This window comes from uncultured Chloroflexus sp., from assembly GCF_937129525.1.
Classification (GTDB): Bacteria; Chloroflexota; Chloroflexia; order Chloroflexales; family Chloroflexaceae; genus Chloroflexus.
This window is the reverse complement of the sequence record NZ_CAKZNK010000062.1, coordinates 12,717-39,410: the sequence shown is the minus strand read 5'-3', so window position 1 is coordinate 39,410 and position 26,694 is coordinate 12,717. Positions and strand designations below refer to the sequence as shown.

General features: G+C 55.4%; 22 protein-coding genes. 19 read left to right on the top strand and 3 right to left on the bottom strand.

From position 1 onward, the window contains the following. Window positions 1-231 precede the first annotated feature (231 nt). The 14 genes from Q0650_RS07390 (at window position 232) to Q0650_RS07325 (ending at window position 13,288) form a co-directional block, all read left to right on the top strand. Window positions 232-816, top strand: a complete 585-nt coding sequence (locus tag Q0650_RS07390; protein ID WP_298817441.1) for an RNA polymerase sigma factor — start codon at window positions 232-234, stop codon at window positions 814-816. A gap of 604 nt (window positions 817-1,420) precedes the next feature. Beyond that, entirely contained in the window at window positions 1,421-2,473 is a 1,053-nt protein-coding gene (locus Q0650_RS07385) for a phosphate/phosphite/phosphonate ABC transporter substrate-binding protein (protein WP_298817439.1), read from the top strand. Window positions 2,474-2,552: 79 nt separating this feature from the next. After that, window positions 2,553-3,338, top strand: coding sequence for a phosphonate ABC transporter ATP-binding protein (gene phnC / locus Q0650_RS07380; protein ID WP_298817437.1), 786 nt, complete (start codon window positions 2,553-2,555; stop codon window positions 3,336-3,338). Further along, complete coding sequence (gene phnE / locus Q0650_RS07375; RefSeq protein ID WP_298817435.1) at window positions 3,328-4,116, top strand: phosphonate ABC transporter, permease protein PhnE; 789 nt, start codon at window positions 3,328-3,330, stop codon at window positions 4,114-4,116. Before phnC ends, phnE begins: the two co-directional genes overlap by 11 nt. Then, window positions 4,116-4,952, top strand: a complete 837-nt coding sequence (locus tag Q0650_RS07370; protein WP_298817433.1) for an ABC transporter permease — start codon at window positions 4,116-4,118, stop codon at window positions 4,950-4,952. The genes phnE and Q0650_RS07370 overlap by 1 nt, the downstream gene beginning before the upstream one ends. A gap of 13 nt (window positions 4,953-4,965) precedes the next feature. Next, window positions 4,966-5,385: a phosphonate C-P lyase system protein PhnG gene (gene phnG / locus Q0650_RS07365; RefSeq protein ID WP_298817432.1), complete on the top strand. Its 420-nt coding sequence runs from the start codon at window positions 4,966-4,968 to the stop codon at window positions 5,383-5,385. 3 nt (window positions 5,386-5,388) lie between these two features. Then, window positions 5,389-6,021 (top strand): phosphonate C-P lyase system protein PhnH, encoded by a 633-nt coding sequence (gene phnH, locus Q0650_RS07360; protein ID WP_298817430.1) that lies wholly within the window; start codon window positions 5,389-5,391, stop codon window positions 6,019-6,021. A 22-nt stretch (window positions 6,022-6,043) separates the two neighbouring features. Beyond that, window positions 6,044-7,213, top strand: a complete 1,170-nt coding sequence (locus tag Q0650_RS07355; RefSeq protein ID WP_298817428.1) for a carbon-phosphorus lyase complex subunit PhnI — start codon at window positions 6,044-6,046, stop codon at window positions 7,211-7,213. Beyond that, window positions 7,210-8,076: an alpha-D-ribose 1-methylphosphonate 5-phosphate C-P-lyase PhnJ gene (locus Q0650_RS07350; RefSeq protein WP_298817425.1), complete on the top strand. Its 867-nt coding sequence runs from the start codon at window positions 7,210-7,212 to the stop codon at window positions 8,074-8,076. Before Q0650_RS07355 ends, Q0650_RS07350 begins: the two co-directional genes overlap by 4 nt. Beyond that, on the top strand, window positions 8,073-8,915 hold the full coding sequence (locus tag Q0650_RS07345; RefSeq protein ID WP_298817423.1) for an ATP-binding cassette domain-containing protein: 843 nt from the start codon (window positions 8,073-8,075) through the stop codon (window positions 8,913-8,915). The genes Q0650_RS07350 and Q0650_RS07345 overlap by 4 nt, the downstream gene beginning before the upstream one ends. 4 nt (window positions 8,916-8,919) lie before the next feature. Beyond that, on the top strand, window positions 8,920-9,612 hold the full coding sequence (locus tag Q0650_RS07340) for a phosphonate C-P lyase system protein PhnL (protein WP_298817421.1): 693 nt from the start codon (window positions 8,920-8,922) through the stop codon (window positions 9,610-9,612). Between the two features lie 3 nt (window positions 9,613-9,615). Then, entirely contained in the window at window positions 9,616-10,800 is a 1,185-nt protein-coding gene (locus Q0650_RS07335; protein ID WP_298817419.1) for an alpha-D-ribose 1-methylphosphonate 5-triphosphate diphosphatase, read from the top strand. Between the two features lie 815 nt (window positions 10,801-11,615). Beyond that, window positions 11,616-12,515 carry a glycosyltransferase family 39 protein gene (locus Q0650_RS07330; RefSeq protein WP_298817417.1) on the top strand — a complete coding sequence of 300 codons (900 nt, stop codon included), beginning with the start codon at window positions 11,616-11,618 and terminating at the stop codon, window positions 12,513-12,515. Between the two features lie 68 nt (window positions 12,516-12,583). Next, window positions 12,584-13,288 (top strand): hypothetical protein, encoded by a 705-nt coding sequence (locus Q0650_RS07325; protein ID WP_298817414.1) that lies wholly within the window; start codon window positions 12,584-12,586, stop codon window positions 13,286-13,288. A 377-nt stretch (window positions 13,289-13,665) separates the two neighbouring features. Here Q0650_RS07325 and Q0650_RS07320 read toward each other — a convergent pair whose 3' ends face one another. Next, window positions 13,666-14,496, bottom strand: coding sequence for a hydroxypyruvate isomerase family protein (locus Q0650_RS07320; protein ID WP_298817412.1), 831 nt, complete (start codon window positions 14,494-14,496; stop codon window positions 13,666-13,668). A 417-nt stretch (window positions 14,497-14,913) separates the two neighbouring features. Next, a complete protein-coding gene (locus tag Q0650_RS07315; RefSeq protein ID WP_298817411.1) occupies window positions 14,914-16,311 on the bottom strand; it encodes a hypothetical protein in 1,398 nt (465 codons plus the stop codon). A 324-nt stretch (window positions 16,312-16,635) separates the two neighbouring features. Between Q0650_RS07315 and Q0650_RS07310 the strand changes: the two genes are divergently transcribed. Continuing rightward, a complete protein-coding gene (locus Q0650_RS07310; RefSeq protein WP_298817410.1) occupies window positions 16,636-19,593 on the top strand; it encodes a G8 domain-containing protein in 2,958 nt (985 codons plus the stop codon). Between the two features lie 105 nt (window positions 19,594-19,698). On the opposite strand, the gene Q0650_RS07305 is transcribed toward Q0650_RS07310, so the two are convergent. Continuing rightward, the gene (locus Q0650_RS07305; protein WP_298817408.1) at window positions 19,699-23,307 is read right to left on the bottom strand and encodes a CHAT domain-containing protein; all 3,609 of its coding nucleotides are present in this window, start codon (window positions 23,305-23,307) and stop codon (window positions 19,699-19,701) included. A gap of 153 nt (window positions 23,308-23,460) precedes the next feature. On the opposite strand from Q0650_RS07305, the gene Q0650_RS07300 reads away from it, so the two are divergent. The 4 genes from Q0650_RS07300 to Q0650_RS07285 all read left to right on the top strand — a co-directional run bounded on the left by Q0650_RS07300 (window position 23,461) and on the right by Q0650_RS07285 (window position 26,632). Continuing rightward, entirely contained in the window at window positions 23,461-25,005 is a 1,545-nt protein-coding gene (locus tag Q0650_RS07300) for an aldehyde dehydrogenase family protein (RefSeq protein WP_298817406.1), read from the top strand. Between the two features lie 229 nt (window positions 25,006-25,234). Further along, window positions 25,235-25,981 (top strand): ABC transporter ATP-binding protein, encoded by a 747-nt coding sequence (locus Q0650_RS07295; RefSeq protein WP_298817404.1) that lies wholly within the window; start codon window positions 25,235-25,237, stop codon window positions 25,979-25,981. 133 nt (window positions 25,982-26,114) lie between these two features. Then, entirely contained in the window at window positions 26,115-26,390 is a 276-nt protein-coding gene (locus tag Q0650_RS07290; protein ID WP_298817402.1) for a metal-sensitive transcriptional regulator, read from the top strand. Between the two features lie 17 nt (window positions 26,391-26,407). Continuing rightward, window positions 26,408-26,632 carry a heavy-metal-associated domain-containing protein gene (locus tag Q0650_RS07285; RefSeq protein ID WP_298817400.1) on the top strand — a complete coding sequence of 75 codons (225 nt, stop codon included), beginning with the start codon at window positions 26,408-26,410 and terminating at the stop codon, window positions 26,630-26,632. Window positions 26,633-26,694: the final 62 nt, after the last annotated feature.

Below are 26,694 nucleotides of genomic sequence, written 5' to 3'. Positions count from 1 at the left end.
TCGGGCGCGGTGGTCACGGGCGCAGGCGATGGCCGCGTAGTGCATGCGAAAATTTTGCAAAAGCGTTACCATTTTTTTGCCCTCCGATTTGCTATACTCACTCTTACCGACAATCGTAAGGTTGGAAAGGAGGAATGACAGGTCTGACACGGTTCGCCGGGCGATGAGTCCGGAAGGGGATGCTGTTCGCCGCAGGGGTGGATTCGCTGCAGTCTGTATGGAGTAAGGAGTATGACAACACCATCGCACCACGACATCGTAGCCGGATTGCGCCGGCGTGACCCACAGATCGTGAGCTGGATTTATGAAACCTACGGTCCACAGGTATATCGGTATTTGTACCGGCGGCTTGGTGATGCCGATCTCGCACAGGACGCGCACGGAGAAGTATTTGTGCGATTGCTAGAGCGAGCGGCGCAGTATGAGGATCGGGGTGCGCCAGTCGCAGCGTGGTTGTTTCGCCTGGCCCGTGATCAGGCGGTCACGACGTTGCGACGCGCCAGGAGAGTTGTGAGCCTGGAGCGGGATCAGTGGCCGCTCGCGGTGGAGGATCCGGTGATGATGTTGGAACAGGTGTGGGATAAGGAAGAGATGCAGCAGGTGTTGGGACGATTGCCGGAGCATTATCGGCAGATTCTGGCGCTCCGATTCGAGGCAGGTTTGTCGATCGAGGATGCGGCGCGCCAGTTAGGCCGTAGTGTTTCGGCGACCAAAGCGGTGCAGCATCGCGCGATCAAGTGGATACGAGAGCGATTAGGAGTAGAGGTTGAGCTATTGCCCAACCCGACGCGCGCCTATCGGCCACCGATGGCGTGAGTTGGTTGGGATGGAATGGACGAGCGCAGTGCCAAGGGGCACTGCGCTTATTGGTTCAGGCGGGTCAGAGGGGTGAGGGGTGGCGCAGGGCGAGACGGTTTGCGCAGCGGTCTGAACGCTACTAATGGGGTGCAAGGAAGGGCGCGGCGCCGAGGGGCGCTACGCTTGTTGGTTCAGGCGGGTCAGAGGGGTGAGGGGTGGCGCAGGGCGAGACGGTTTGCGCAGCGGTCTGAGCGCCACCGATGGGGTGAACGGACGAGCGCAGTGCCGAGGAACACTGCGCTTGTTGGTTCAGTCTGAGCGCTACCGATGGGGTGAACGGACGAGCGCAGTGCCGAGGGGCACTGCGCTTGTTGGTTCAGGCGGGTCAGAGGGGGGTGAGCGGTGGCATAGGGCGAGATGGTTCTCAGGGTGGTTTGAATGTCACTGATGTGGTGAATTGGTTGGCGCAGAGGAATTATTGACGCACAATCTTTGCACAGGTTTCACTGTAGCTTAACAAGATTTCTATATTTCCATAATTTTTTCATAATACTTTCCGCCTAGACTGCTACTGGCGATGCGCTGGCATCGTCAGTTACGCCTGTTAAGGAGGGTGCGTCGTATGCGGTCTTTGCGGATTGCACTGCTACTGTCGGTTCTCGCATTGGTTCTCGCTGCCTGTGGCGCTGGCGGCAGTACTGCCGGCACAACAACAAACCAGAACACCCCGGTCATTATCGCATGGTTGCCCAATGAGTCGGGCGCAGAACTGAAGGATGCGCGCGAGGCTATTGGCGCTGTCATTAGCGAGACGCTTGGTCGTCCGGTTGAACATCGCACCACTACTGACTACCTCATTGCGATCGAAGCTATTGCCAACAACAATGCCCACCTTGGCTTCTTTGGCGCTGAGGGATACGTGCAGGCGCGCGAGCGGAACAACAAGATCGTTCCGCTGGTCATTCCGAGTGGCGCGGATGGCACGAAGGAGACTGCCGTCTACTACAGCTGGCTGGCTGTTATGCGCGGTCAGGAGGGCAATTATCAAGAGAACGGTGTCTTCAAGATTGATAACATCCAGGGTAAGCGCTTCTCGTTCGTGTCGAGCAGTTCTACCTCAGGTTTCCGCGTGCCATCAGCAAGCATCGTCAAGTACTTCGGTCAGCAAGAACGATGGAAAGGTTTGACTGCTGACGACTTGATCGAGGGTGGCGCGAACAAGTTCTTCAGCGATGTTCAATTCGGTGGTTCACACCAGGGTTCGGCAGTCAATCTGCTTTCAGGCAATGTTGATGTGGCTGCGTTCTGTGATGCCTGTGTCAGCAATTATGTCGAGCTGGTATCAGGCGAGGCGAACAGACCTGGCGCAGTATACCGTGTGATCGCTAACGCCGATGAACCGTTCGATAAGTTCCCCGGCGCCGAATTTGTCATTATCTCGTCGACTCCGGTCATCAACGCGCCGTTCGTTGCTAATAGCGGCATGCTCACCGCCGACGAGATCAAGCGGCTCCAGGATGCGCTGACTTCCGATGCAGTTGCGAACAATCCCCGCATTTTTGCCACCAAGGCCGAGATTGATGCAGGCTTCAAGCCACTCTTCCGCAAGACGCAGGATGAGCGCTTTATCGTAGTCGATGACTCCTTCTTCGAGCCAATTCGGGCGCTGCGCTAATTGATAACTAACTATCGACACTGGTTTTAGTCCATTGCTGGCTAAAACCAGTGTCTGTTCAGAAGGTGAGGCACCTCGTATGACGATACTCGAAGTTGACTCGGTGATTAAGCGGTACGGCACTGAGACAGTAGCGCTCGACAACGTGAGCTTTTCCGTGCAACCTGGTGAATTTGTCGCGATTATTGGCCCTTCCGGAGCCGGCAAATCAACACTTCTGCGCTGCATCAATCGACTGATTGACGTGACAAGTGGCGATATTCGCTTTGCCGGGGTGAGTGTGCCACAGTTGCGCGGCGCAGCGCTACGACGCCATCGCACTCAGATCGGGATGATCTTTCAGCATTACAATCTCGTCAACCGGCTGAGTGTGATAGAAAATGTGTTGCATGGTCGCCTCGGTTATAAGAACACGCTGCAAGGTATTCTCGGTTTGTACAGCGAACAGGAGAAGCGCGACGCGGTGCGTATTCTTGAGACGCTTGGTCTGACGGAACAGATGTACAAGCGCTGCGATCAGCTCAGTGGCGGTCAAAAGCAACGAGTGGGAATTGCGCGAGCATTGGTGCAAAAACCAAAAATGCTGTTGTGCGATGAACCGATTGCGTCACTTGACCCTAGCTCGGCCAAAGTGATCATGGATACGCTGCAAGATATTAATCGCACAATGGGGATCACGGTGCTGGTCAATCTGCACCAGGTTGATGTTGCGCTGCACTATGCCGAGCGAATTATCGGTGTCAATAAGGGGCGAATTATCTATGACGGTGCGCCGCATGCGCTGAGTAACGCACAGATCTACCAGATCTACGGCTCTGAAGCCGGTGAACTCATCCTCGATCTTAAGGAGCGCTATGCAGCCTGAAGCCTTCTTTCGCCGTCGTCGCCTGCAATCACTGCTCTTTCTCCTGATCATCACCGCACTCACTTATGGCGGGATCCTGATGACCCAATTCGATGTGACCCAGGGGTTGATGGCAATTCCGCGCGCATTCAGTTGGGCTATAGCCAATTTTATTCCTGATGAGCGAGCGTGGTCGCGCCTACCCCGCATCCTGGAAAAGTTGCAGGAAACCGTCTTGATGGCAGTAGCATCCTCATCGATCGCTTCAGTGTTCGGTCTCGGATTAGCGCTCCTGGGGGCAAATACAACCCGGCCTCATCCCTGGTTCAGCTTGCCGGCGCGGGCGCTGGCCAGTGTCTTCCGCAACATTGACGTTTCAGTCTGGGCTTTGATCTTACTCTTTTCGTTTGGTCAAAGCGGATTCACCGGTTTTTTCGCGCTCTTTTTCGTTACGCTCGGTTTTATCACTCGTGTCATGGTGGAAACCATTGATGAAGTGAGCACCGACTCGGTCGAAGCGCTGCGCGCTACCGGAGCGGGTTACACTGCCATTATCAGTCAGAGTGTCATCCCAGCCTGTCTGCCTCAGTTGATAAGCTGGGTGCTCTACATGATTGAGACGAATATCCGTAGCGCAACGCTGGTTGGTATCCTTACCGGCACCGGGATCGGTTTTCTGTTCGACCTTTACTTTAAGAATTTCAGCTATGGTTCGGCGAGTCTGGTAGTACTGTTGACCGTCGCCGTGGTGCTGATTATTGAGACAGTATCGAACTATGTTCGGAGGGTAATACTCTGATGGAAGTCACTGCATCGGCATCGGCAAGCCGAATCAAGATCAGACAGCGCAGCCACGCCAGCGCGGTGTTACAGATCACCCTGCTTTCGCTCACTCTGCTGACCATATATGGATTGATCACCATTGACAGTCGCAATGTCGATGTCTTTGCCGCTTTGGGCGATATGATCAATAATTTTCGCATCGTCTTTACCGAACCGCGTCTCGAAAAACTGTCATGGTTTGATTTGTTGAGAGAGTTGATGATTACAGTGAGCCTTGGGCTGCTCACAACTGTCATCGGCGCGGTATTTGCTCTCTTTCTGGCTCTCTTTGCTGCCCAAAACCTGGCTCCGCGGCGCGTGAATGATGCTGTGAAAGCATTGATGGCGTTCGTGCGCGCAGTGCCAACTGTGCTCTGGGTGTTGTTCTTTGCAGTCGCTGCCGGTCTGGGGAGTGTCGCTGCGGTTGTTGGGATGGCGTTTCACTCCGTCGGCTATCTGGTCAAGGCTTATGCGGAAACGTTCGAGGAGCTAGACGCCGGTGTGCTTGAGGCGCTGCGAGCGAGTGGCGCAAACTGGTGGCAGACAGTATTTCAGGCGGTACTGCCCTCTTCGGCATCGGCGTTGCTCTCGTGGACGTTCGTTCGCTTCGAGATCAACTTCTCAGTTGCGATTGCGATGGGCGCAACTGCCGGAGCCGGTGGGATTGGGTATGATATGTTTATGGCCAGCGCTTTCTATCTCGACTTGCGCGAATTGGGGATGTTTACCTACGCTGTGTTGCTGTTCGCGATTTTGCTCGAATGGAGCGCTACCCGCTTGAAAGTGACAGTTGGCGCTAGACGCTCATATTAGTGTAGAGGCAACGATGTTATCGGTATCTCATATTCTCAGTTGCAGTCCGCCGCATCTGGTCTGCGCGCTGGCCGATGAGGTGCTGGCGCGCTATGCGCCGGATGCAGTCACGTTTATCAGCGGGCCACGTTGTGTGCTGGTGCAGTTGCGCATGGTTGACGGTGTAGCCGGCATGCTTTTCAACGCCGGCGATCTCTTGGTGACTGAGACGCGGCTGGAACTCGCCGGTCAGTTTGGTTTTGGTATGGTGCTGGGTCGTAACCCCGATCACGCGACGGCGCTTGCCATTCTTGATGCTGCGTTGCGCATACCGGGCGATCCGCATGCCGATCTGCGGCCTCGAATTGCCGAGTTAGGTCAGACACTCAGTGAAGCTTACGAGCGACGTTTCGCCGCCGCCGCGGCAACGCGGGTTGAATTTGAGACATTCTGAACTATGACACAAGTTGCTGCTCAACCGACTCCTCTCGAACGCTTTAATGGTCATGCGTTTCGCGTCTTGCTTGATTGTCTGGCCCGGCCCGGAAAGATAGGGCAATTACCATCACCGCCATTCAGTGGCGCGCCGTCAGTCTCCAATAGCAAAGAGCCAAACCTTGCGGCAGTAGCGGCGTGTATGAGCCTGCTTGATCAGACGGTGAGCTTTGTACAGGCCGTTGATGCAGATTGGATGGCAGCCGATCATCCGCTGACGCGCTGGATAACGTTGCGCACTAATGCCAGAGCGGTTGCGCCGGCGCTGGCCGATTTTGCCCTGTTTCATGATCCATCCTGTTTGGCTCTAATCGGTGAACTGAAAGCGGGTACGTTGCTTGAGCCGGAACATAGTTGTACGCTCTTCGTGTGTGTGCCGGGAATTGCCGTTGATGCCGATGTAACGCTGCGTCTCACAGGGCCGGGCATTAAAGATGTGGCTGGTGTTGGCCTGCCGGGTTTGACGCAACCTGAACTGGTTGCGCTCGCCCAGCGCCGACCATTTCCGCTGGGTATTGACATCTTCGTCATCGATCAACATGCTCGCTGTTTGGGTTTACCACGCACAACCCAGATCGAACTGGTGATGAATTGATAATGTTGGAACGGGAGATCGTATGGGCTATGTTGCCGTTCGCGGTGGCTCTGAGGCTGTAGCGCGCGCCGAAGAACTGGTGGCCTGCCTGCGTCTGCTCGGTGGGAGCACACCGCTTCAACTTCCCCAGATTCGCGACCAGCTTCGCCACGCCGTTAGTCGGGCGATGCATGAAGGAGCGCTTTATGCGCCGTTGCTGGCAGCGCTGGCGGTTAAACAGGCAGAAGGTGATAGCATTGAAGCCGCCTTCCTGCTGCGCGCCTATCGAACGACGTTGCCGCGGGTAATAGCTTCGCTACCGGTGTCGGGACGCGATATGCTCTGCCTGCGTCGCATTTCTGCCTCTTTTAAGGACATCCCCGGCGGGCAAATTCTCGGTCCGGCTACCGATTACCTGATCCGCTTGCTCCAACCCACATTGGCCGATGAGGATGTTGCGGCGGTTGCTCAGGCGGCGGAACAGTATGCGCGTCTGGTCGAGATGGGTGGTCGACGTAGCGGTGAATGGGGGTGTTTCCCCAAAGTCGCCGATTATATGCGGCAGGAAAAGATGATTGTGGATATTCCGGCAGAGCCGGTGTCATCCGATCCGTTTGATATTACGCGCGAACCATTGACGTTTCCCTGTCCACGGAGCGCGCGTTTGCAGGCAATGGCGCAGGCCGACACCAGCAGTCTTATGAGCTTTGCTTACAGCAGTGTGCGAGGCTACGGCGATGCGCATCCGACGCTCGTTGAGCTGCGTTACGGTTATCTCCCAGTGCAGGTGGCGCACCCGCTGACCGGTGAGGCAATCACCATCGGCGAAATTGAAGCGACTGAGGCCGAAGTGGCTTCCAAGGCGCACAGTGTGGTCAATAGCAACGAGCCGCCGCGTTTCAATGTGGGTTACGGCTTTGCCTTCGGTCAGAGCGAGCTGAAGGTGATGAGCATGGCTATTCTCGATAGTGTATTGACTCAGGCGCGCGCCGGTAGTCTGAGCGGTGAGTCTGGCCCGGCGGCTGATGAAGAGTTCGTGCTGCTCCATTGTGATGGGATTGAGGCCAGCGGATTTGTTGCGCACTACAAGTTGCCACACTATGTCACCTTTGAGGCTGATCTGCGCGTGCTTGATCGCGCGCGCGATCACGTGGCCCAACGTCCAACGCGACTTGGTCAACTTGTTGATCAGGCGCTTGAGGAGCAGGTATGAGCGAGAAGATTGATCAACTGTACAACTTTGCTCTGCTCGATGAAGACGCTAAACGCGAAATTCGTCGCAAACTGCTCAAAGCAGTCGCGCTACCCGGACATCTGGTTCCTTTCGCCAGTCGCGATCTGCCGATTGCCCGTGGATGGGGCACGGGTGGTCTTCAGATTACGCTCGCGATCATCACGCCTGACGATACGCTCAAAGTGATCGATCAGGGCGATGATGAGAGTGTGAACGCCGTCAATCTCCGCCGCTTGATCGGTCGCACAACCGGAGTCGCGACGACCACTGATACTGCATCGGCAAGTCTGATTCAGACCCGTCACCGCATCCCTGAAGAACCGTTGCGCGCTGATCAGATCCTGGTGTTGCAAGTGCCAATGGCCGATCCGCTGCGGTGGGTGGAGCCGAATCTGGAACGGGCCACCGCAATGCACAGCGAGTCTGATTACGGCAAAATGTGGGTTTACATGTACGAGAGTGTGGTACGCGCCGGCGATTTACGCATTGCCAGCCAGTATCCGGTGATGGTCAATCGGCGCTACCTGATGGATACGACGCCGATCCCGCGCTGGGATGTGCCCAAACTGCATATGGCAGAAACGCTCTATCTGTTTGGCGCCGGGCGCGAGAAACGAATCTACGCTGTGCCACCGTACACGTTGGTAGAACCGCTTCAGTTTGAAGATTATCCCTTCCGCACTGAATACCAGCCCGATCAGCGGTGCGCGCGCTGTGGCGCCGAGCAGGTCTTTCTGACGACCCATTTTGTGCCCGATGCGAGTGGTGGGCGCTGGGTTTCAACCTGTTCCGATGCGGCGTATTGCGCAAAACGGCTGGCGGAGGCAGAGGCGCTGCTATGACACTTGAGAATTGGCTCTTGCGCGTCGAGCGCTTGCACAAACATTTTGGCCCTACTTGCCCGGATTGCCATCGTCTGACCGGGCCGGATAATGGTCGATCGCGGTGCCCGCGCTGTGGCACTGTCTGGGCCTGTGTTGATGTGAATATTCAGCTCGAAGCGGGTGAGGTATTGGGTATCGTCGGCGAAAGTGGGAGCGGCAAGAGTACGCTGCTCCAGATGATCTATCTGGCGCTTCGGCCTGACAGCGGTCATATCTGGTATCGTGACGAAGGCGAGCCGGCCCGTGATCTTGTCAGCCTGAACCGATATGAAGCGCGGGTGTTCCGCAACAGTCGGATCGGTATCGTTTATCAGCGCCCTGAACTTGGCCTGAATATGCGCTTCTCAATCGGTGGCAACGTGGCCGAAAAGCTGCTGCTGGCTGAATGGCGCCACTTTGGTCGGATACGCGCGCGAACGACTGAATTGATGGTCAAAACCGAACTGCCGCCAGAGCGGATCGATGACGAGCCGGCAACTTTTAGCGGTGGCATGCTTCAGCGAGTGCAAATCGCCAAAGCGCTGGCAAGTCGGCCTGGCCTGCTCTTGCTCGACGAGATTACCAGCGGCTTAGATGTTTCCGTACAGGCCCGCGTCCTCGATCTGCTGCGCCGAATTCAGTGGGAAGACCGGATTACGATGCTGCTGGTTTCCCACGACCTCGGCGTTGTGCGTCAGCTTGCTCGCCGGACGATTGTGATGAAGAACGGTCACATCGTTGAGGCCGGCCTTACCGATCAGATTCTGGAAGATCCGCAGCATCCCTATACGCAATTGTTAGTTTCGTCAGCGTTGTAATGCCATGAATACTCTGCTTGAGGTTTGTAACCTCACCAAATCATTTACCCTGCACCTGATCGACGGACGCACCATCACGCCCGTGCGCGATGTGAGTTTTAGCGTGAGCGCAGGCGAACACCTGCTTATTCACGGTCGCAGCGGCATGGGGAAGACAAGCATTTTGAAATGCATCTACCGCACCTATCTGCCGACCAGCGGGTCGATCTGGTTTGTTTCACGCCAGTTTGGACGGATTGATCTGAATCAGGCTGATGAGAATGTCATTTTGCAGCTTCGCGAACGGGAGATTGGATTCTGCTCACAATTTTTGCGTGTCTTACCGCGTGTTTCGGCACTCGATGTGCTCTGCGAGCCGCTCTACCGGCAGCAGATGGATCGCGCAACGGCGCAGGCGATCGGCAAGGAGTGGCTTGAGCGATTGGGGATTGCTCCCGAACTCTGGCAGGCCAGCCCGATCACCTTTAGCGGCGGTGAGCAGCAACGGATCAACATTGCCCGCGCCTTTATCGCTCGACCGCGGCTATTGTTGCTCGACGAGCCGACTGCCAGCCTCGATGAAGCAACCAAGCAGGTGGTGATTGCGATGATTCGTGCCGCTCAGGCTGAAGGGACTGCTATCATCAGCGTTTCGCACGATCTGTCCGGTCTCGGCCCGTGCGCTGACCGACAATGGACATTTCAGCCAGCGAGGTAAGCCGTGCAGTATTTGTTAACCAATGCAACTATTGTCTTGCCCGACCGAGTGCTCGAGGAAGGGTGGCTGATCGTCGAGCGTGGCCGGATCGGCGCTATCGGATGTGGCCGCTATCCCCAGTTGCCTATCCTGCCTCACTTTGACCTTGACGGTGCGTATTTGCTACCGGGACTGATCGATCTCCACTGTGATGCAATTGAAAAGCTGGTTCAGCCGCGACCCGGCGTTGAGATTGATGTCGGCATTGCGCTGCATGCTGCCGATCGTCTCTTGCTGGGGTGTGGGATTACCTGTCAGTTTCATGCTCTCTCGCTCGATGATGCTGAATTCGGCGTGCGCAGTGACCGTTTCGCACACGATTTTCTCCATCGCCTGAGCGCAGAGCGACATTGCGGCGCGCGCCATCTGGTGCATGCCAGAGTCGAGGTAAGCAGCGATCGTGGTCTCACCGCGTTGCAGGCGATGCTTGGGCATCCGCTGCTCCGGCTGGTTTCGATCATGGATCACAGTCCTGGTCAAGGCCAATACACGACCGAAGCGGCATTTCGGACGTATGTCGCGCAGACGAGTGGTCGTAGCGAAGCGGAAATTGATCAGATCCTGGCGCGTAAACGGGCAGCGCAGGCGGAGATACCGCGGCGAATTGAGCAGATCATTGCCTGGGCAACGCGCTACGGTCTGCCGGTCGCCAGTCACGATGATGACACACCCGAACGAGTGTCGCGCTGGGCCGAGTACGGGGTGCGGATTGCCGAGTTTCCTACCACCTTGCCGGCAGCGCAGGCTGCGCATGCTGCGGGCATGGCTGTGGGAATGGGGGCGCCGAACGTGCTGCGCGGCAAATCGAGCGGTGGCAACTTGAGCGCGCTCACGGCAATCGAAGCAGGGGTCGTTGATTGGCTCTGCGCCGATTACTATCCGGCCTCGTTGCTACCGGTCGTCTTCCGCCTGGCAGATCGCGATACCCTCAGTCTGCCGGAAGCTGTCGCGCTGGTTAGCGACCATCCTGCGCGGGCTGTCGGTCTCGACCATATCATTGGCAAAATTCAGACCGGCTACATTGCCGATCTGGTCGTTGTCCGTCGCATGCCGGATCCAGTAGTGCAGCAGGTCTTTGTGGGAGGACGCCCGGTGTACACCTGGGCCGAACAGCATGAGGGGTTGCCGGTCGCGCGCCAGGTGGTTTAGGTTTGAAAGCAGTGGAGTGGTGACTGACGTGTGCATTTATTGAATCGGCTATCAAAACAGATAACAGTAGCTCACGGATCGTTTAAGATGCTGCGCTGAGTCTTTTATTTGCAGATAAACTGAAGACCAGAGCAGCATCTTTTTTTACATTGAGCTACGATTAGACGCTTCAATACAGCTTTCGTTGTAGTAGTGCAACATGCAACAAGCGAGCTGCTTACCCATAAAATGCATATCAATTGGAAGCTCTGGTTTGCTTCGAGAATCCAGCCGAATGACGCTGTTGGCGATTCAGCTCTGTTCCAGGCTGATATGTAATCGAGCCGTCCCCGTTTATTCATCAGGCACATAGTTTTTTCACCTTGTAGCTTCAGCCAAATAATTCTAATCTTGACGGGTTTCTACTCTGCGCCAGTCGATGACAGGCAGGGAATAGCATCTGCGTTTCGCGAAGTACGGTTTCTGGTGGTAGTTGGAGCCGAGTCTTGGTGATGACGAAGGGTGAACGGATGTTATCAAGCGGGTAACAGTCTGATATTACCAGGTCTAGAACTAGATAGAGAAATTTAAGTGAAAATCAATGTGGAGATTCTTTTACGCTTGCGGCAGTCCGGGCTTAGATTGGCTGTGGCCTGCGGAGTTTCCATTGTTATGCGTGGAATAGATGTTGTTTATTGGTAATTGGTAATATATGGGTAATGACGAGATGATATATTGTTGTTGAAAAGGCCAAAATATCTGAAATAGCGAGGTATCTTTGTAAATTGTAGATCGCTGGATTGTAATACGAAGTCTAAACCGCCAATGGAGGGAGTATGTCAATAAGAAATATTATCAAAAAACCACTGTCCCAGGACTTCGATCACATCGATCAAGCACTTTCACAGAGAGCAAGCACTAAACGACACACATACCCTATTTTCGTCGCAATGCTTGCTTACTGGATAATAACTTTTGGATTGCTCGGTTTATCATTCCAGCAGACTGGCGGTCATTTTGGATATCCACTTGATGACACATACATTCACATGGCAATTGCGCGGAATTACGCTGAACAAGGGGTGTGGGGCATTACATCTAACAGCTTCTCGTCCACGACCTCATCACCTTTGTGGACATGGTTAATCGCATTTGGATATAGCATCTTTGGCGTGAATGATTGGCTTCCTTTGGCGCTTAACCTGGTATTTGGTAGCATGACATTGGTGCTCTGCTACGAATTACTGAAGCGTGATCTTAAAGCGAGATTGACGCTCATCACGCTCTTCTTTGTCCTTTTGATGGTGCCGTTGCCTTCCATAACTCTCCTCGGCATGGAACACACGCTGCATGGCTTCATTTCGATCTGGTTTTTGGCCCATGCCTGGACTGTGATCTCCATTCAGACGCCAACGACACGGCAGCGTATGTTGCTAGTATTTCTGGTTGCGATCCTGCCGATAACGAGATATGAAGGTCTGTTTTTGATTCTGGTTGTGACGGTTATTCTGTTACTTCGTCGCCGCTACCTGGATAGTATCAGTGTTGTTGGCGCAGCATTGATCCCTATTGCAGCGTATGGTCTCTTCGCGATTGGTCAGGGATGGTATTTCTTACCAAACTCAGTTTTTCTTAAAGGTTTGACGAGTAATAAATCTATTTTTAGTTTTTTGAATTTTTTGTTAGATTTATTCAACATGTTAACTATTTTTCTTATCTTGCTGGAATGGTTATAATATGTTTAATAATCTTCCAGAATATTGCTTCATCAAAAGAAATCTTTCGTAAAGAGTTTTATCTGGTTATGACCTGGATTGCCACTTTGTTTCTACATCTTTTATTTGCACGAATCGATCCAGGTTTGTTTCGCTATGAGGCATATCTAATATTGATGGGAGTCATTGTAATTGCGCAACTGCTCACTCACATTCATCGATTTGCTTTATCGCAATTCGATCAGGTAGGGCTGCGCGTTAGCTCCTTTGCAATCATCATTGCGCTATGCCTGATTCCAGTAGCATACCGAACTGGCATGGCATATACCCGGTACCCGGTTGCAGTAAAAAACATCTACGAACAACAGTATCAGATGGCGAGATTTATTCGGACATATTACAACAATAAAACGATTGTCGCTAACGATATTGGCGCGATTAGCTATCTGAACAACATTCACTTGATCGATTTAGTTGGCCTGGGTTCTATAGAGGTAGCTCAAGCCAGGCAGAATGCCATTTTCAATCGCCAGTTTGTTGCTGAGCTGGCGCAGAAGCATAATGTTGATCTGATAGTCATTTACGATAGTTGGTTTGAGGACGCTATTCCCGATGATTGGGTCAGAGTGGGGCAGTGGAAAATCATCGATAACGTTATTTGCGCCGATGACACCGTCTCTTTCTACGTGTTGTCGCAGCCAGAGAAGATTGAAACGGCGATAGCCAATTTGCGGCAATTCTCGAGCGTATTGCCAGTCGATGTCATTCAGTCGGGAATGTATCTGGATTCTTGAAGCAACTGCCTCTGCAGACATCACCGCGCGCAGAGTATCATCTATGCGCAACGATGGCATAGAGTGTGCTGGCAGCTTTGACGCTCTGCATGACACGCAATGATGAGTTTGCTGCGCTGGCAGCCCTGACTCTATCGTCAATTACGGTTTGTTATTTGATTGCCACGCGAGGCAGCGCATCATCTAGCGCTCACCAGCGTTTGCCGGTAGCTGTACCGATCATGAAGAGTTAGTTGCTGGTATATCGCTTTGCGTCGCAGGCAAACTGGCCGGATCTGGCGCAAGCTCTATTGGCGCTGGTTCAGAAGTATTCTAATGGGTTTGGTTGTTGAGCAGAGTCTGCTTGTGGCCAGGCACTGGTCGGTCTGAGCTACCGATCAGCCTGACGACGATTCCCTTATCCAACGTAACGCTGCCGGATCAATCGGGCCGCGCCGGTCAGGCGGTAACCATGCCAGCGCTGCCTCGATGTCGCCTTGGGGCACAAATTCCAGCCCGATGAAGCCGGTGTAGCCACTTGTCGCAATGGCCTTGAAGATGAAGGGAAAGTGGAGTTCACCGGCGCCGGGTTGATGGCGATCGGGTGCATCGGCGACCTGGATGTGACCGATCTGATCGATATGATTGCGAATGGTGCGGGTGATGTTCCCTTCCATCAATTGCATATGATAGCAATCATACTGGTAGCGCAGGTTTGCCGCACCCACATCGCCGAGAAAGGCGAGCGTATCGGGAGTGTTGGTTAAGAGATAGCCGCTGTTTTCCCAGGCGTTGAGCGACTCAACCACAATTTCAATGCCGGCGGTTGCGGCCTGTTCGCATGCCCAGGCCAGATTGTCGCGCGCTCGCGCCAGTTGACTCTGACGCGACTCGCCGGGAATGAGCTTGCCGACCAGAGCATTGATGCGTGAACAACCGATCTGATGGGCGAAATCGAGCGCGATCGGCACGTGAGCGCGAAAATCGTGTTGCCGTTCGGGGTGGTTGAGCCAGCCACGGTCGCCCCGCGCAATCGCGCCGGCGGCGAAATTGAACAGTACCGCCTTCAGACCGGCATCGCGAATGTGGCGCGCAATAGCGGTGAGATCGGTTTCTTCCGGCCACCAGAATTCGATGGCGCTGAAGCCGAGGCGCAGCGCTGTATCGAACCGTTCTGCCCAGGGCAATGCCCGCAGGGTGAGCGAGACGTTCAAGGCGAAGTTCAGCATAGGTTTCTGATGGTGAAAGCGGTTTCGATGGAACGACGTTAGTATAGCGAGCCGTGATCGGCGCGTCAAGTTAGCAGGAACAGGCTATATCGCTTCAGTCGCTGTTAACCGATTATGCGCAACTGCGGATGTTCGATGCTCTGTCGGCATCTGCGTGGTTTCAGAGAGCAGACCGGTTCGATGGCAGTCGTCGGAGTGGGCAGCGCTGGCTGTGTCGATGGTAGCGAGAACCAGGCAAAGCGCCAGGGTTGGCGTTGCGCCACATAGTTGTTGCCGGAATTGCTGTTTTTGGATAAGTACCGGGCCGGATCCGATCAGGTCAGACGCTGACTGATACCGGCTGCATCTGCGCGCAAGATGTGACACGCGCTCGGGGCGCTGTCGGCAAAGCCGCTGGCAACCGGCTGGTGGGCCGCGCTACGGTCGTGGCATGATTAGATAATAGGCATCTTTTCCGCCATTACGGGTTGGAAAACGAGGATTGCCGGTTGTGATCAGGGCGCGCGTATCGGCTGTATTGGGGCTAAATTGCACGCCAACGACGATCCGATCGGCAGTTATCGCGGCGGATAACCCTGGTGAGCTGCCTGCAGTAGCACCCGGCGCAGCCAGCGCCGTCCATAGCCGACGTTGCGTGAAATCGGGGTTGACGACCAGTACAAACGGTTCACTCAATTCGTAGCTGCCGAGGGTCTGATTGAAGAGTTGCATTCCGGTGCGGCCAGCGATGCAACACGCCGAGTCGCCGGTGATAAGCAACGTACCGTCAGAGGCAGCAGCCAGTGCACGGATGGAGATTGAATTGCCTTTGCCGTCGCTTAGCCGGGTGAGGAGCCACTGCCCGCGCAGCAGGGTGCCGCTAGCCGGATCGAAACGTCCGTACCAGGCCAGTGATTTTGCGCCGCTCAGGTTGGCAGGATTGTTATACGCATCGTACTTGATCAGCTCACTGCTATTGAGCGCGCGGTTCAGGTTAGCCGGATCGCGGCCAAAAATAGAGTTGCCGCCGTCGGTGAAACCGGCAAAGTAGAGCAATCCATCGGCGCCAAGCGCCAGCCGCCTCCCTTCACTATCGGCGGTCAGACCGGCGCCTTTCGTTTCGGCAGCGCCGAAACCGTATCGTTGCCATACCAGATTCCCATTACCGATCTGGTAAGCGCGGAGAAAGGCTACTTTCAAATCAGAAGCAGCCTGGGTATAGCCGGTTGCAAAGACCAATCCACGCTCGCTGTCAAGCGCAATGTCGGCTACGGCGGTGCCGTTAACGGTGATCGAACGGGCTGTACTGCCATCTGGTGAGTAGACAAGAATGGTCTTGGTCGAGGCAAGCAAGATCGCAACCTGACCATTGGCTGCAATCGCGCATCGACTCGCACTGACCGGTAGTGTAGCCTGCCAGCGCGCGGTTGTTAGATTGGATTCGAGCACGATCACTTCATTGTTGCCACAGACGACCACGCTACCGTTAGGAGCCATTGCCATCGCGTTGAGCGCCGGCGCTAGCCGGGTCACGCTGGCAATAGTGCGTCCATCGGGAGCAATGCGAATGAGCGCGCCGGCGCCTCCGCCGGCGATGATCGTTTCATTCACGCCATCAAGTTGGGGAACGTTGCCTGCAATGATCAATTCGCCCGCTGGCCCTGGCGCTACGGCAACCATCGTATCATCGCGTTCACTGCCCAGGTATCCGGCTACTGTCGGCGGTGGCGCCTGCACCAGCGGCACCCAGATTACGGTAATGTCGGGTTGGGCCTGCGCCGTTGATAGCAGTCCGGCGATGATCAAGATTAGAATGACCGGAAGATAAGCGCGCATAGTAGATCCTCGCGGTGTAGCGACAATGTTGCCTGTTTTACCATAGCAAAAGAAAACGACGATCACCAGCATGACTTTAGTCTGGTTTGAAGATAGCCATCAATGACAATTATGATATTCTCGGTGGCATAGCGAGACTGCTGACTTGTCTACGTACTATTCTCTGTGGTTTCTGTTCGATTAAGCCAGCATCTGAAGGGACGAAAGTACCATTGACGATACTTTTCAACCTCTAGTACGCTAGATTCATACGATCAAAGACTCAAACGATATTCCTTTCATCGTCTAAACAACTCAGACCCTGGAAAGGTTGAACAGCTTCCAATGCATCGTAGCCATTTCGTCTCTGCCTGGCTGAGGCTCTTGTTCACCGGCATTATCGCCTTGCTGATCGTTGCTCCACTCCTGGTTTCGCGCGCTGCTCCGTCGCAATCGGTTGTCGAGCTAGCGCAGGGGCAAAACTACGAACTTCACGTCGCTGCTGGTAGCCCACTCGTCTGGCGCAACACGACTGCCTCGCCGCACCGATTGCGCGCCAGCGATGGCAGTTGGGAAACGCCTCTCATCCAGTCTGGCGAGAGTTTCACCCAAACCCTGACCGCAATCGGTTCCAGCTCATTCTTGTGCGATTTTGATCCGGATATGCGCGGAAGCGTGTTTGTCCAGGGCGAATCGACGATCTTCGTGCCGCTGGTGGCAAGTCGGTTAATCGAGCGGTGGTCAGAACCTGCTACCTGGGGAGGGCGCTTGCCCCAGGCCAACGATACGGTCACCATACCCGCAGGGAAGGTCGTCTTGCTCGATGTCAGCCCACCAGCATTACGCAGTCTCTTCATTGAGGGGGAGTTGATCTTCGACCAGCGCGATCTCGAACTGACCGCAGGCTGGATCATGCTGCATGGCAATGGTCGATTGCGCATCGGTAGCCCATCAGCGCCATTCCAGCATCGGGCAACGATTACGCTAAATGCGCCTGACATGGACGAAGATGTTATGGGGATGGGAACGCGCGGAATTTTGGTGATGGGAGGTTCATTTGAGGCCTACGGCGCGACGCCCGGTCGAGTCTGGACACGACTGGGTGATCATGCTGCGGCAAGCACAGATCGCCTGACGTTGAGCGAGACTGTTGATTGGCAGGCAGGCGATCAGATCGTGATCGCGCCAACCGATTTTTACGGGTTTGGTGAAACGGAAAGACTGGTCGCGCAGACTGTGGCAGACAATCAGATCACGCTTGCTGCGCCGTTGCAACGCGCGCGTTGGGGGCGTTTGCAATATGTGGCGGCAGACGGTATGACGCTCACGCCAACAATGGAAGTGACGCCCTTAGTTCTCGATGAGCGCGCCGAAGTGGGGGTACTCTCGCGGCGAATTGTGATTCAGGGCGCTGATGATCAATTGTGGCGAGACCATCGATTTGGCGCGCACGTGATGGTGATGGATAGTGGGGTCTTGCGGCTCGATGGCGTAGAATTGCGCCGGATGGGGCAGGGTGGACGTTTTGGGCGCTATCCAATCCATTTTCATCTGCTGTCGTACCGCCCTGATGGCAGTCTGATTGGTGATGCCACGGCGCAGATGATCGCCAATTCGAGCGTCTGGAATTCGGCGAATCGGTGCATTGTCATCCACGGCACGAATGGGGTGACGGTACGGAATAACATCTGTTACGACATTGCCGGTCATGCAGTATTTCTCGAAGATGCGGTTGAGCGGCGCAATGTGATCGAGGGGAATCTGGTGCTCAAAGTGCGTCAACCGCCGCAACCACTCTTGCCCAGCGATCAACGCGCTTTTCGACGAGGGCCATCAGGTTTCTGGCTGACCAATCCAGACAACATCGTGCGTGGCAATGTGGCTGCTGATGTCGATGGCAATGGCTTCTGGCTGGCTTTCCCGCAGCGAGCGTTAGGGCCGAACAGAAACGTGCCGATTCGACCGTTCAATCTTCCGCTAGGTGTTTTCAGCCACAATGTCGCCCATTCCAACAACAGACCGGGAATCAACATCGATTTTGCGCCACATGATGATGAAGGAAATACCTCTGAGTTGAAGTACGCGCCGACGGTTGATGGCAGTCCAGATCGTTACAATAATCGGGTTCGTTTCACGCTCAGCGACATTACGGTGTACAAAAACAACGACAATGGCTTGTGGAATCGAGTGACACTTCCGGATTATGTGCGGTTTGTCTCTGCCGATAATCTCGGTATGTTCTTTGCCGGCGCCGGCGATAACGGTAAAATCTTCGATTCATTGATCGTTGGCGTCAGTTTAAATAACGCCACGCCGCCACCGATCCATCTGGTTGGTCAACCAAATACAGCGGTAGCCAGCTATCACAGCACGTTCGATATTTTTGATAACGTGATCGTCAATTTTGGCTTTGACCAGCGCTCTGACCGGGCCAGTGGCGCATTTGCGACCAATGACTATTACACCCGTCCTGTGGATCGCGGTCTGGTGCGCAACCCCGATAACCGATTGATCAACTCCCATCCAGGTCGGCGGGTCATTTCGCCTAATCTCAACACGCCGACAGGTAACGCAGCGCTGGCAGGCGCATTGTGGGATCCCTACGGCTATTGGGGGCCTGCCGGCAACTACTGGGTGTACGATATTCCCTTCCTGACAGCGGGGCGTTCCTGTGCGCCGGTTAATGGGTCAGTTAACAACGGCATGAGTTGCGCCGGCCCGTACTACGGGGTGTCTGGTTTCCGAATCGATGGCAGTGATCCCTTCAAGCCATTGATGCCGTTAACGGTTACCCGCCTGGATAGCAATCAGCAGCCAATTGATCAGTGGATCGTTGAGAATGGAAATGGTGGTAGCCGTAACACCTTCGGGATTATGTCCTGGATGCGTCACTTTGCCGCAGTACCCGGCGGTCGGTATCTGGTGGAGTTTCGCGATAGCACAACGAGTGTGGCGCTTCCCGTCAGTGAATTAAAGGTGATGCTCTCGAACATGCATACCACGGCTGATCAGGTCATCCTCGGTTTGCCGTTTGGTGGTAGCGCTCCGGTGCTAGCCTACCTGACAACGCGCGAAAATTATGATGACGCGCAACCAGGCGCACCGCATCGACGCGATTTGACGCAGGTGTCATCGTTCACTGCGCTGCTGACTACCGACAACAGCTTCTGGCACGATATTGCCAACCAGCGGGTATGGGTCAATGCGCGTGGCGGGGTGCCATTTACCGGTAGTGCGCCGAACGACCCCTTGTCAGATGAGGCACTGTATCGCGATACCTATCTGCGATTGTATCGTCCGTAGCCAGCGGCATTGAGGTGCGATATTACCGGCAAACGCCAGCCAGGGCTGGCGTTTGTGCTCTGCGTTCCTTGATGTGGCAGTGCGGTTGCCAGTCTGACCAGGAGCTTAACCTGTTCGCTCTTGAATAATTGCCCGCGCCGTATGCCATCGCGCGCGTAATTCGAGAGGCCAGTTCTGACAATCACTATCCAGTTCGCGCAGCGTGTCTCGATCCCCGATCCAGGCCAGCGCTTCAATCGCTTTGCCACGCAAGTAGATCGGTGAAGAGGTATGAGCCGGAAAATCGACCACGAACTCTCCGTTCGTGAAACGAGGCAGTGTCTGTCGCCAGAGCGCAATCTCTTCGATCAACTGTTTGACCGTCAAGGCGTTATCGCGGGCCTCACCATCAATCACAATCATACGATTGGTCGCTTCGCTACCGATCCACGCCAGCGATTGCAAGGCGCGCGCTTTGACATTCTGGCTGGGATTGGTAACGAGTAGACCGATCAACCAGTCGATCACAAAAGGCTGCTTCATTCGCAGGCGACCAACGAGATAGGCGAGCTGCTGGGCAGCCGGGTTGGGCATACTCCGTTTGTGCTTGATCAGGGCCGCGATAAGCGGTGTGACATATTCCGGGTCAAACAGGGTCAGGGCATCGGCTGCTGACCACATGGTATCAATCCAGTCATCGCTGACTCTGGTCTCGATGGTGTCGGTGGGACTGGTGATCAACCGCAGTAGAAAGCGGGCGTCATGGAGCTGATTGGCCGGCGCTTCACTCACATCGGCAAGGACGAAGGCCGCAATAGATCGTTCTGGCGCCAGCGGCGAGGTGCTGATACGATGCCGCAGTTCTTGCCGCCCGGTTTCACCCTGCAACCATTGACTCATCAGTTCAACTAACGGGCGATCGTCGCGCAGTTGCTTAAGCGCGATGGTCGCGCGGTCGAATGGTGACTGTACCGGTTTACCATCCCGCAGACTGAAATTCGGCAGGTAGAGATCACGGAGCGCGCGGGCAGCGGCGATGCGCACGCTAGTATACTCGTAGCGCGGCCCGCTACTGGTTTGTCGCACTTTATCGACCAGGATCCGGCGCAACTGTTGGCGCACCTGTGGGTGATCGATCTTGCCAAGGGCGCTGACCAGCAACTCGCGCCGCTCGGCGCTGGGTTCCCGCTGCTCGTCGAGCTGGAGGAGGCAATTGTCGATCAACTCGTTTCGCAGCGAAAGAGAAACTGTTTGCAGCCTGGCGGCAGGCAATGCTTCCAGGCAACGCGCGGCAAGCAGGGCCAGCCGGCTATTGCCTTTGCGCAGCGCAGCGGCAATACAGGCTAGCAATTCTTCTGGTTTGTCGAGCAAGCCGGCCAGCACATACAGCACGTCTTCCCACCAGCGCTGGCGTTCGACATCAGCGCAGAGAGCAACGATGTCAGCCAACCATTTGTGACGTTCAGGATCGCGGTACAGCGCCTGGGCCGCGCAATAGGCGGAAATAGCCTGATTGGCGAAGCGAATCTCCTGCTGACCGATGATCACGATCAATTGCGTATCACTTAACTGGCGAAAGAGATCCTCTAAACTGTAGTCGCGATTACGCCGCACCTGATTGAGAATGGTAAACACCTCACCGATTGACACATAGCTTTGCAGACTCCAGCGCATTCGCCATGCAATCGTGTAGAGACTTTCACGAGCAATACCTCCCATTTGATAGCGCTGATCGATGGTGCGCAGTTCCTGAGTCAGAAACTCTTCGATGATGCCGTGGTAAGTAACCGAACGCGAGCTGGCGCTCGAGAGGCGATCGTAGATGATGGTCAACATGCGTGGATCGCTGGCGAGATGGTGCAGGCGATACTCGCGCATCCGCTCGAGAATGTTGCGAGCGCTTCGTCGATTACGCTGGCGAATGTAGGTGACAATCCCCGGTTCAGTCAACGGTTGGATAACAAGCAGGTGGGCTTGATGCTCAGATACCAGGGGCGCAAAGGATTGTGGCGCCGCGACCACAAATCGCTGATCGGGGATGCGGTCACGCAGGCTGAGCAGGTCACGCACAATATCGCGCCAGTGCGGTTCAGCTACTTGCTCAACATCATCGAGCAGAAACACCAGGCGTGGACGTTGCGTCGCAACCACGGATGAACCTTGCAAGAATTTGGCGAGCATCTCGGCAAACGCTGCATGCTGATGCTGTACTTGCTCGACAATGTGATGGAGCAATCGCAGCTCACCGCGCGCCTGTTCGTAGCCGGCCAGCGAGACGATTATCCCCACCGTGGCATTAATATCGAGCAGCGCGTTGCGGGCCAGATCGTGGCAGACCCGGCGCAAGATGGTAGTATGGCCGGATTGATGCGCGCCGGTGAGGACAATGAGGCGATGATCAGAGCCTGCGGCGCTGGCAGTCAGGAGATTGATCAGCGTGTCACGGGTTGAAGCTGGCTGCGGTCCGTTTTCAGCCTGGCGCTGGATCAGTTGCCAGTTTTGACCTTGGGGAATAGCAATACAGTCAACGTCAATATATTCGTTGCCGGCCCAGCGCCGAATATCGTCTTGCTGCAACACCCATTCGACGTAGCTAAGCAGAGAGCTTGGCTGGAACAGGCGACCACTGCTGAGCCGCGTATACAGGACTGGCGTGCTCCAGCTCACCGTATCGGGTCGATAGATGCGGCGGCGCGCTGTCGCGACGGCGAGATCAATGAGGCCATTGCGCAGGAGCATTTCGGTCAGATGTTGAGTGAAGGCGCGGGCTTGATCAATAGCGACCAGACGTTGCATTGCGATCACTGCCGGAATGCCGCTTTCAGTGATGAGGCGCGCAGCCAGATTACTTAGCGGCGCATGCAGATCAACAGTCGCGCTATTGCAAGCAATCAGACAGATCAAGGCCGGTTTATGGGTGTCCGGCAATTGGGTTAGCATGCGCGCCAGATCGCTACCATCAAGCAGGCGTCCACGCCGTTGCGGCCCGTGTTCGAGCAAGAGCCGGGTACCGTACTGAGGCTGGAAGAGCGCATGTCCGATGTACAGCACCACATCAAAGCCGCGCTCGCGCTCTCTCACTGAAGAACCGCGCTCAAGCGCAGCATACAGGGCCGACTCTTCCGCGACCGGAAGGACATCACACTCTACCTGCCTGGTATCGATGAAGGGGCGAAAACGTTGCCGAAAATCTTGCTCGGTCGCTTTGCGGTCAAACGAAGCCAATCCCCAGCGCGCCAGATCAGCCGGCTCACTGAGCGCCAGCAGCAATCGGATCGGGCGATGCTCAATTGGATCTCTCAGCGGAAATTGCTCGCTATCGATGTAGCGTGAAAACAGGATCTGATCGCTGGTTGCGACCGGGATAAACTGATTTGCGCTGTTGAGCGATGGGATATGGAGAAGCTCCCACGGAATGGCCTGTAACTCGTTGTCGAGCGGATCGAGCGCGAGGCGCAGGCGGAGCGATTGCTGTTGTTGCGCTGCCGTTATGTGGGCAACGCGGAACGCATGACTTATACGTTCGGGAAAGAGTCGCCGAAACAGCTCTTGACCGTAGCGACTGATTGAGTCAGGATCAGCCGTCTCTGGCGGCGTCAGGTTAAATTGCACGTCTTCGGTTGCGACGATACGGCGGCCATCGCCGAACTCGAGTTCGATGGTGTAAGCGGCTGGCGAGACGAGGCTGCGATCACGCCGCCGAGGACGGATCAGCAAGTTCGTGCGTTGTTCCATAGGGCACGCTCCGTCACAGAGTGAGAGTTGCTTTATAGTGTAGCATTGTGTGCAAGTAGTTGACCGAATACGATTGCGCGATCGATAGTGATCGAAAGATGCGTGTTATACTGTGATTTGTGTGAAATATCACAGTCACGGAAGAGGAGCAGCATGAGCAAGATAATTGCGCCAACGTGCGAGTGGTCTCATTTGATGAGCCAGTTGCGGGCCGCAGTCCCGGAAGCCTTCAACTCAGAGGGTCATGTGCTCAATCTGATTGAAGGAACCTGGGGCTGGCCAGGGCATGGCAAACACTATAGCACGGCAGTTGATGGCAGTGAACTGGGCCGAATGCCGATGATCGATCTCGAGACGGCGAAGCGGGCGGTGCGCTTTGCTGCGCGCGAGCATGAAGCCTGGTCGGTGACCGATCTTGACGAGCGTCGTCAACGGGTGAGTGAAGCGTTGACCGGTTTGCGCCAGCATCGTGATCTAATTGCTTACTTGCTCATGTGGGAAATTGGTAAACCATATCAGCTCGCCTGCGACGATGTCGATCGCTGCATTAGCGGCGTAGAGTGGTATCTCGATCAGATTGAGTGGATGATGAACGGGCGCCGTCCACTCGGTCTCATCTCTAACATCGCCTCGTGGAACTACCCCTACTCGGTGTTGATGCATGCAGTACTGGTGCAGACGCTGGCCGGCAATGCGGTGATCGCGAAGACTCCTTCAGATGGCGGTTTGTTTGCGCTGACACTTGGCTTTGCCATTGCCCGCCGCGCGGGATTGCCGGTTTCGCTGGTCAGCGGTTCTGGCGGCGCGTTGAGCGATGCGCTGGTGCGCAATGCCGATATTGCCTGCCTGGCCTTCGTCGGCGGCAAGACCAACGGGCGCGACATCGCCGCCTCGCTCTACGACCGCAACAAGCGCTACATGCTTGAGATGGAAGGAGTGAACTGCTACGGTATCTGGGATTTTTCGGATTGGAACAATCTGGCACAACAGATCAAGAAAGGTTTTGCCTACGGCAAACAGCGTTGTACGGCATACATTCGGTACGTTGTCCAGCGGCGGCTCTTCCCGAAATTCCTCGATATGTATCTACCGGTGCTGAAGAGTTTGCAGATCGGTAATCCGGTGCTGGTTGATCGGCCCGGCGATCCGCTGCCCAAACTCGATTTTGGCCCGTTGATCAATGCCAAAAAGGTGGAAGAGTTGCGCGTGCTTTACAGTGAAGCACTGGGCGCAGGAGCCGTCTGTCTGTACGAAGGCGAGCTGAATCCGGAGCTGTTCCTGCCCGATCAAGATATTTCCGCTTACATGGCGCCGATTGCGTTGCTGAATGTGCCGCGGAACTGCCGGTTGCATCACAACGAACCGTTTGGGCCGGTGGATACAATCGTGATTGTCGATAGCGTCGATGAGCTGATCAGCGAGATGAACATATCGAATGGTAATCTTGTCTCATCAATTGCCACCGACGATCCAAAATTGGGACGCATGATCGCTGGCGAGTTGCGCGCATTCAAGGTTGGTATCAACAAGATGCGTTCGCGTGGCGATCGCGAAGAGGTGTTTGGTGGCATGGGCGCTTCCTGGAAAGGTTGCTTTGTCGGCGGTAAGTATCTGGTCGAATCGGTGACAGTGGGCGCGCCAGGCGAACGATTGTACGGCAATTTCCCTGACTATACGCTGTTGCCCGAGCAGCGGTAAACAGGGCCTGGCTTGCGCAATGTGGGTAGCGCGCAGCATAAGGTAGCAGCCCATCTTGTGTTGATAAGGTCTGACACGACGGGGTTGTTTTTAGCGGAATCCGACCTGTCAGCAATGCGTTGACCGGTCAAGACACGACAAGACTGAGGGCATGGCTATTTCTATTGACGAGACGAGTGCTGTTCAATCACACACTCCCTTAACACAGTGCGCAATCGACGCGCGCAGCGTGACAAAATCCTATCAGACGCGCGCCGGTGAGGTGCAGGCGCTGGCCGGAATCGATCTGACTGTCGCCGCCGGCGAAGTTGTGGCACTGGTCGGTCCGAGCGGGTGTGGCAAGAGCACGCTGTTGCGCATCATCGCCGGGCTAGAGCAACCTGACACCGGCCAGATCACACTCTTTGGGTTGCCACCGGCGCAAGCGCGGCGCGAACATCGTTTCGGAATCGCATTTCAGGCCGCCGCGCTGCTCGAATGGCGCGACGCTGCGGCCAACATTGCGCTACCGCTGGAACTGGCAGGCTGGCCAACGACGGCAAGAGCTGCGCGAGTAGCCGAATTGTTGGCGCGAGTAGGCTTGAGCGATGCCGCGCATCGGTTGCCGCGGCAGTTATCGGGTGGCATGCAACAGCGGGTGGCGCTGGCGCGGGCACTGGCGCTGGCGCCGCCGGTTTTGCTGCTCGACGAACCGTTCAGCGCTCTCGATGAGCTAACCCGCGAACAATTACAGGGTGAGTTGCTCGATCTACTGGCTGCGATTACCCCATCGCCGGCAGTCTTACTGGTCACGCATAATCTGGCTGAGGCCGTTTTGCTGGCCGACCGGGTGGTGGTGTTGAGCCGACGACCAGCGCAGGTGTTAGCCGAACTACCTATCGATCTGCCTCGTCCACGTCGGGCAGAATGGCGTGACGATGAACGCTTCCATCGATTGGTGGCCCGGCTGCGATCGGTGTTGCGGAACAATTCGTAAACTCTAAGCCATACTAAACCACTTACAACAGGCACTCGCCGCCCCGCGACTTGAAATCTGCCAGTGAAGTGTGCTATACTCTCTGTGTTACCCCTCCCCTGGGGGAGGGGGTATCACTGGAAGGAGTAAGCCGATGGATCACGAGCACAAGCAGCAGGTTCTCAATCGCCTCAAGACGATAGAGGGTCATATTCGCGGTGTGCAGCGGATGGTTGAGGAAGATGCCTACTGCATCGATCTGCTGAATCAGACGCGCGCGATCCAGCAGGCGCTGGCCAGGCTCGACGCCGTCATTCTGGCCGGACATTTGCGCAGTTGCGTGACAACGGCAATCCGTAGCGAGGATATTGGCGAGCGCGAGCGGGTGTTGAATGAGTTGTTACAGGTGTTCGAGAGTGTCCATCGTTAGCCTACGGAGGTCATCGAATGGTAACTGAGCAATTTCGGGTGCCGGGTGTATCGTGCCAGCACTGTGTCCATGCTGTGCGCAAAGAGGTCGGAGCACTGACCGGCGTATCGCAGGTCGAGGTCGATTTGAACAGCAAGATTGTCACCGTTGTTCACGACGATGATGTAGACATTACTGACATTGTGATGGCAATCAAAGAGGCCGGCTACGATGATGTGACGCCGCTCGGCATTGCCTGTTAACTGTGTCGGTATACGGTCGGGTCGCCTGATTCGCTGGCCCGACCGATGAATATTGAGTGAAT

Excerpts from the sequence above, each read along its gene's own strand:
- phnE (WP_298817435.1), top strand. The coding sequence starts at position 3,328 with ATGCAGCCTGAAGCCTTCTTTCGCCGTCGTCGCCTGCAATCACTGCTC.
- Q0650_RS07290 (WP_298817402.1), top strand. The coding sequence starts at position 26,115 with ATGGATCACGAGCACAAGCAGCAGGTTCTCAATCGCCTCAAGACGATA.
- Q0650_RS07310 (WP_298817410.1), top strand. The coding sequence starts at position 16,636 with ATGCATCGTAGCCATTTCGTCTCTGCCTGGCTGAGGCTCTTGTTCACC.
- Q0650_RS07325 (WP_298817414.1), top strand. The coding sequence starts at position 12,584 with ATGACCTGGATTGCCACTTTGTTTCTACATCTTTTATTTGCACGAATC.
- Q0650_RS07385 (WP_298817439.1), top strand. The coding sequence starts at position 1,421 with ATGCGGTCTTTGCGGATTGCACTGCTACTGTCGGTTCTCGCATTGGTT.
- phnH (WP_298817430.1), top strand. The coding sequence starts at position 5,389 with ATGACACAAGTTGCTGCTCAACCGACTCCTCTCGAACGCTTTAATGGT.
- Q0650_RS07355 (WP_298817428.1), top strand. The coding sequence starts at position 6,044 with ATGGGCTATGTTGCCGTTCGCGGTGGCTCTGAGGCTGTAGCGCGCGCC.
- Q0650_RS07285 (WP_298817400.1), top strand. The coding sequence starts at position 26,408 with ATGGTAACTGAGCAATTTCGGGTGCCGGGTGTATCGTGCCAGCACTGT.
- Q0650_RS07340 (WP_298817421.1), top strand. The coding sequence starts at position 8,920 with ATGAATACTCTGCTTGAGGTTTGTAACCTCACCAAATCATTTACCCTG.
- Q0650_RS07370 (WP_298817433.1), top strand. The coding sequence starts at position 4,116 with ATGGAAGTCACTGCATCGGCATCGGCAAGCCGAATCAAGATCAGACAG.
- Q0650_RS07305 (WP_298817408.1), bottom strand. The coding sequence starts at position 23,307 with ATGGAACAACGCACGAACTTGCTGATCCGTCCTCGGCGGCGTGATCGC.
- Q0650_RS07350 (WP_298817425.1), top strand. The coding sequence starts at position 7,210 with ATGAGCGAGAAGATTGATCAACTGTACAACTTTGCTCTGCTCGATGAA.
- phnG (WP_298817432.1), top strand. The coding sequence starts at position 4,966 with ATGTTATCGGTATCTCATATTCTCAGTTGCAGTCCGCCGCATCTGGTC.
- phnC (WP_298817437.1), top strand. The coding sequence starts at position 2,553 with ATGACGATACTCGAAGTTGACTCGGTGATTAAGCGGTACGGCACTGAG.
- Q0650_RS07320 (WP_298817412.1), bottom strand. The coding sequence starts at position 14,496 with ATGCTGAACTTCGCCTTGAACGTCTCGCTCACCCTGCGGGCATTGCCC.
- Q0650_RS07330 (WP_298817417.1), top strand. The coding sequence starts at position 11,616 with ATGTCAATAAGAAATATTATCAAAAAACCACTGTCCCAGGACTTCGAT.
- Q0650_RS07315 (WP_298817411.1), bottom strand. The coding sequence starts at position 16,311 with ATGCGCGCTTATCTTCCGGTCATTCTAATCTTGATCATCGCCGGACTG.
- Q0650_RS07390 (WP_298817441.1), top strand. The coding sequence starts at position 232 with ATGACAACACCATCGCACCACGACATCGTAGCCGGATTGCGCCGGCGT.
- Q0650_RS07300 (WP_298817406.1), top strand. The coding sequence starts at position 23,461 with ATGAGCAAGATAATTGCGCCAACGTGCGAGTGGTCTCATTTGATGAGC.
- Q0650_RS07345 (WP_298817423.1), top strand. The coding sequence starts at position 8,073 with ATGACACTTGAGAATTGGCTCTTGCGCGTCGAGCGCTTGCACAAACAT.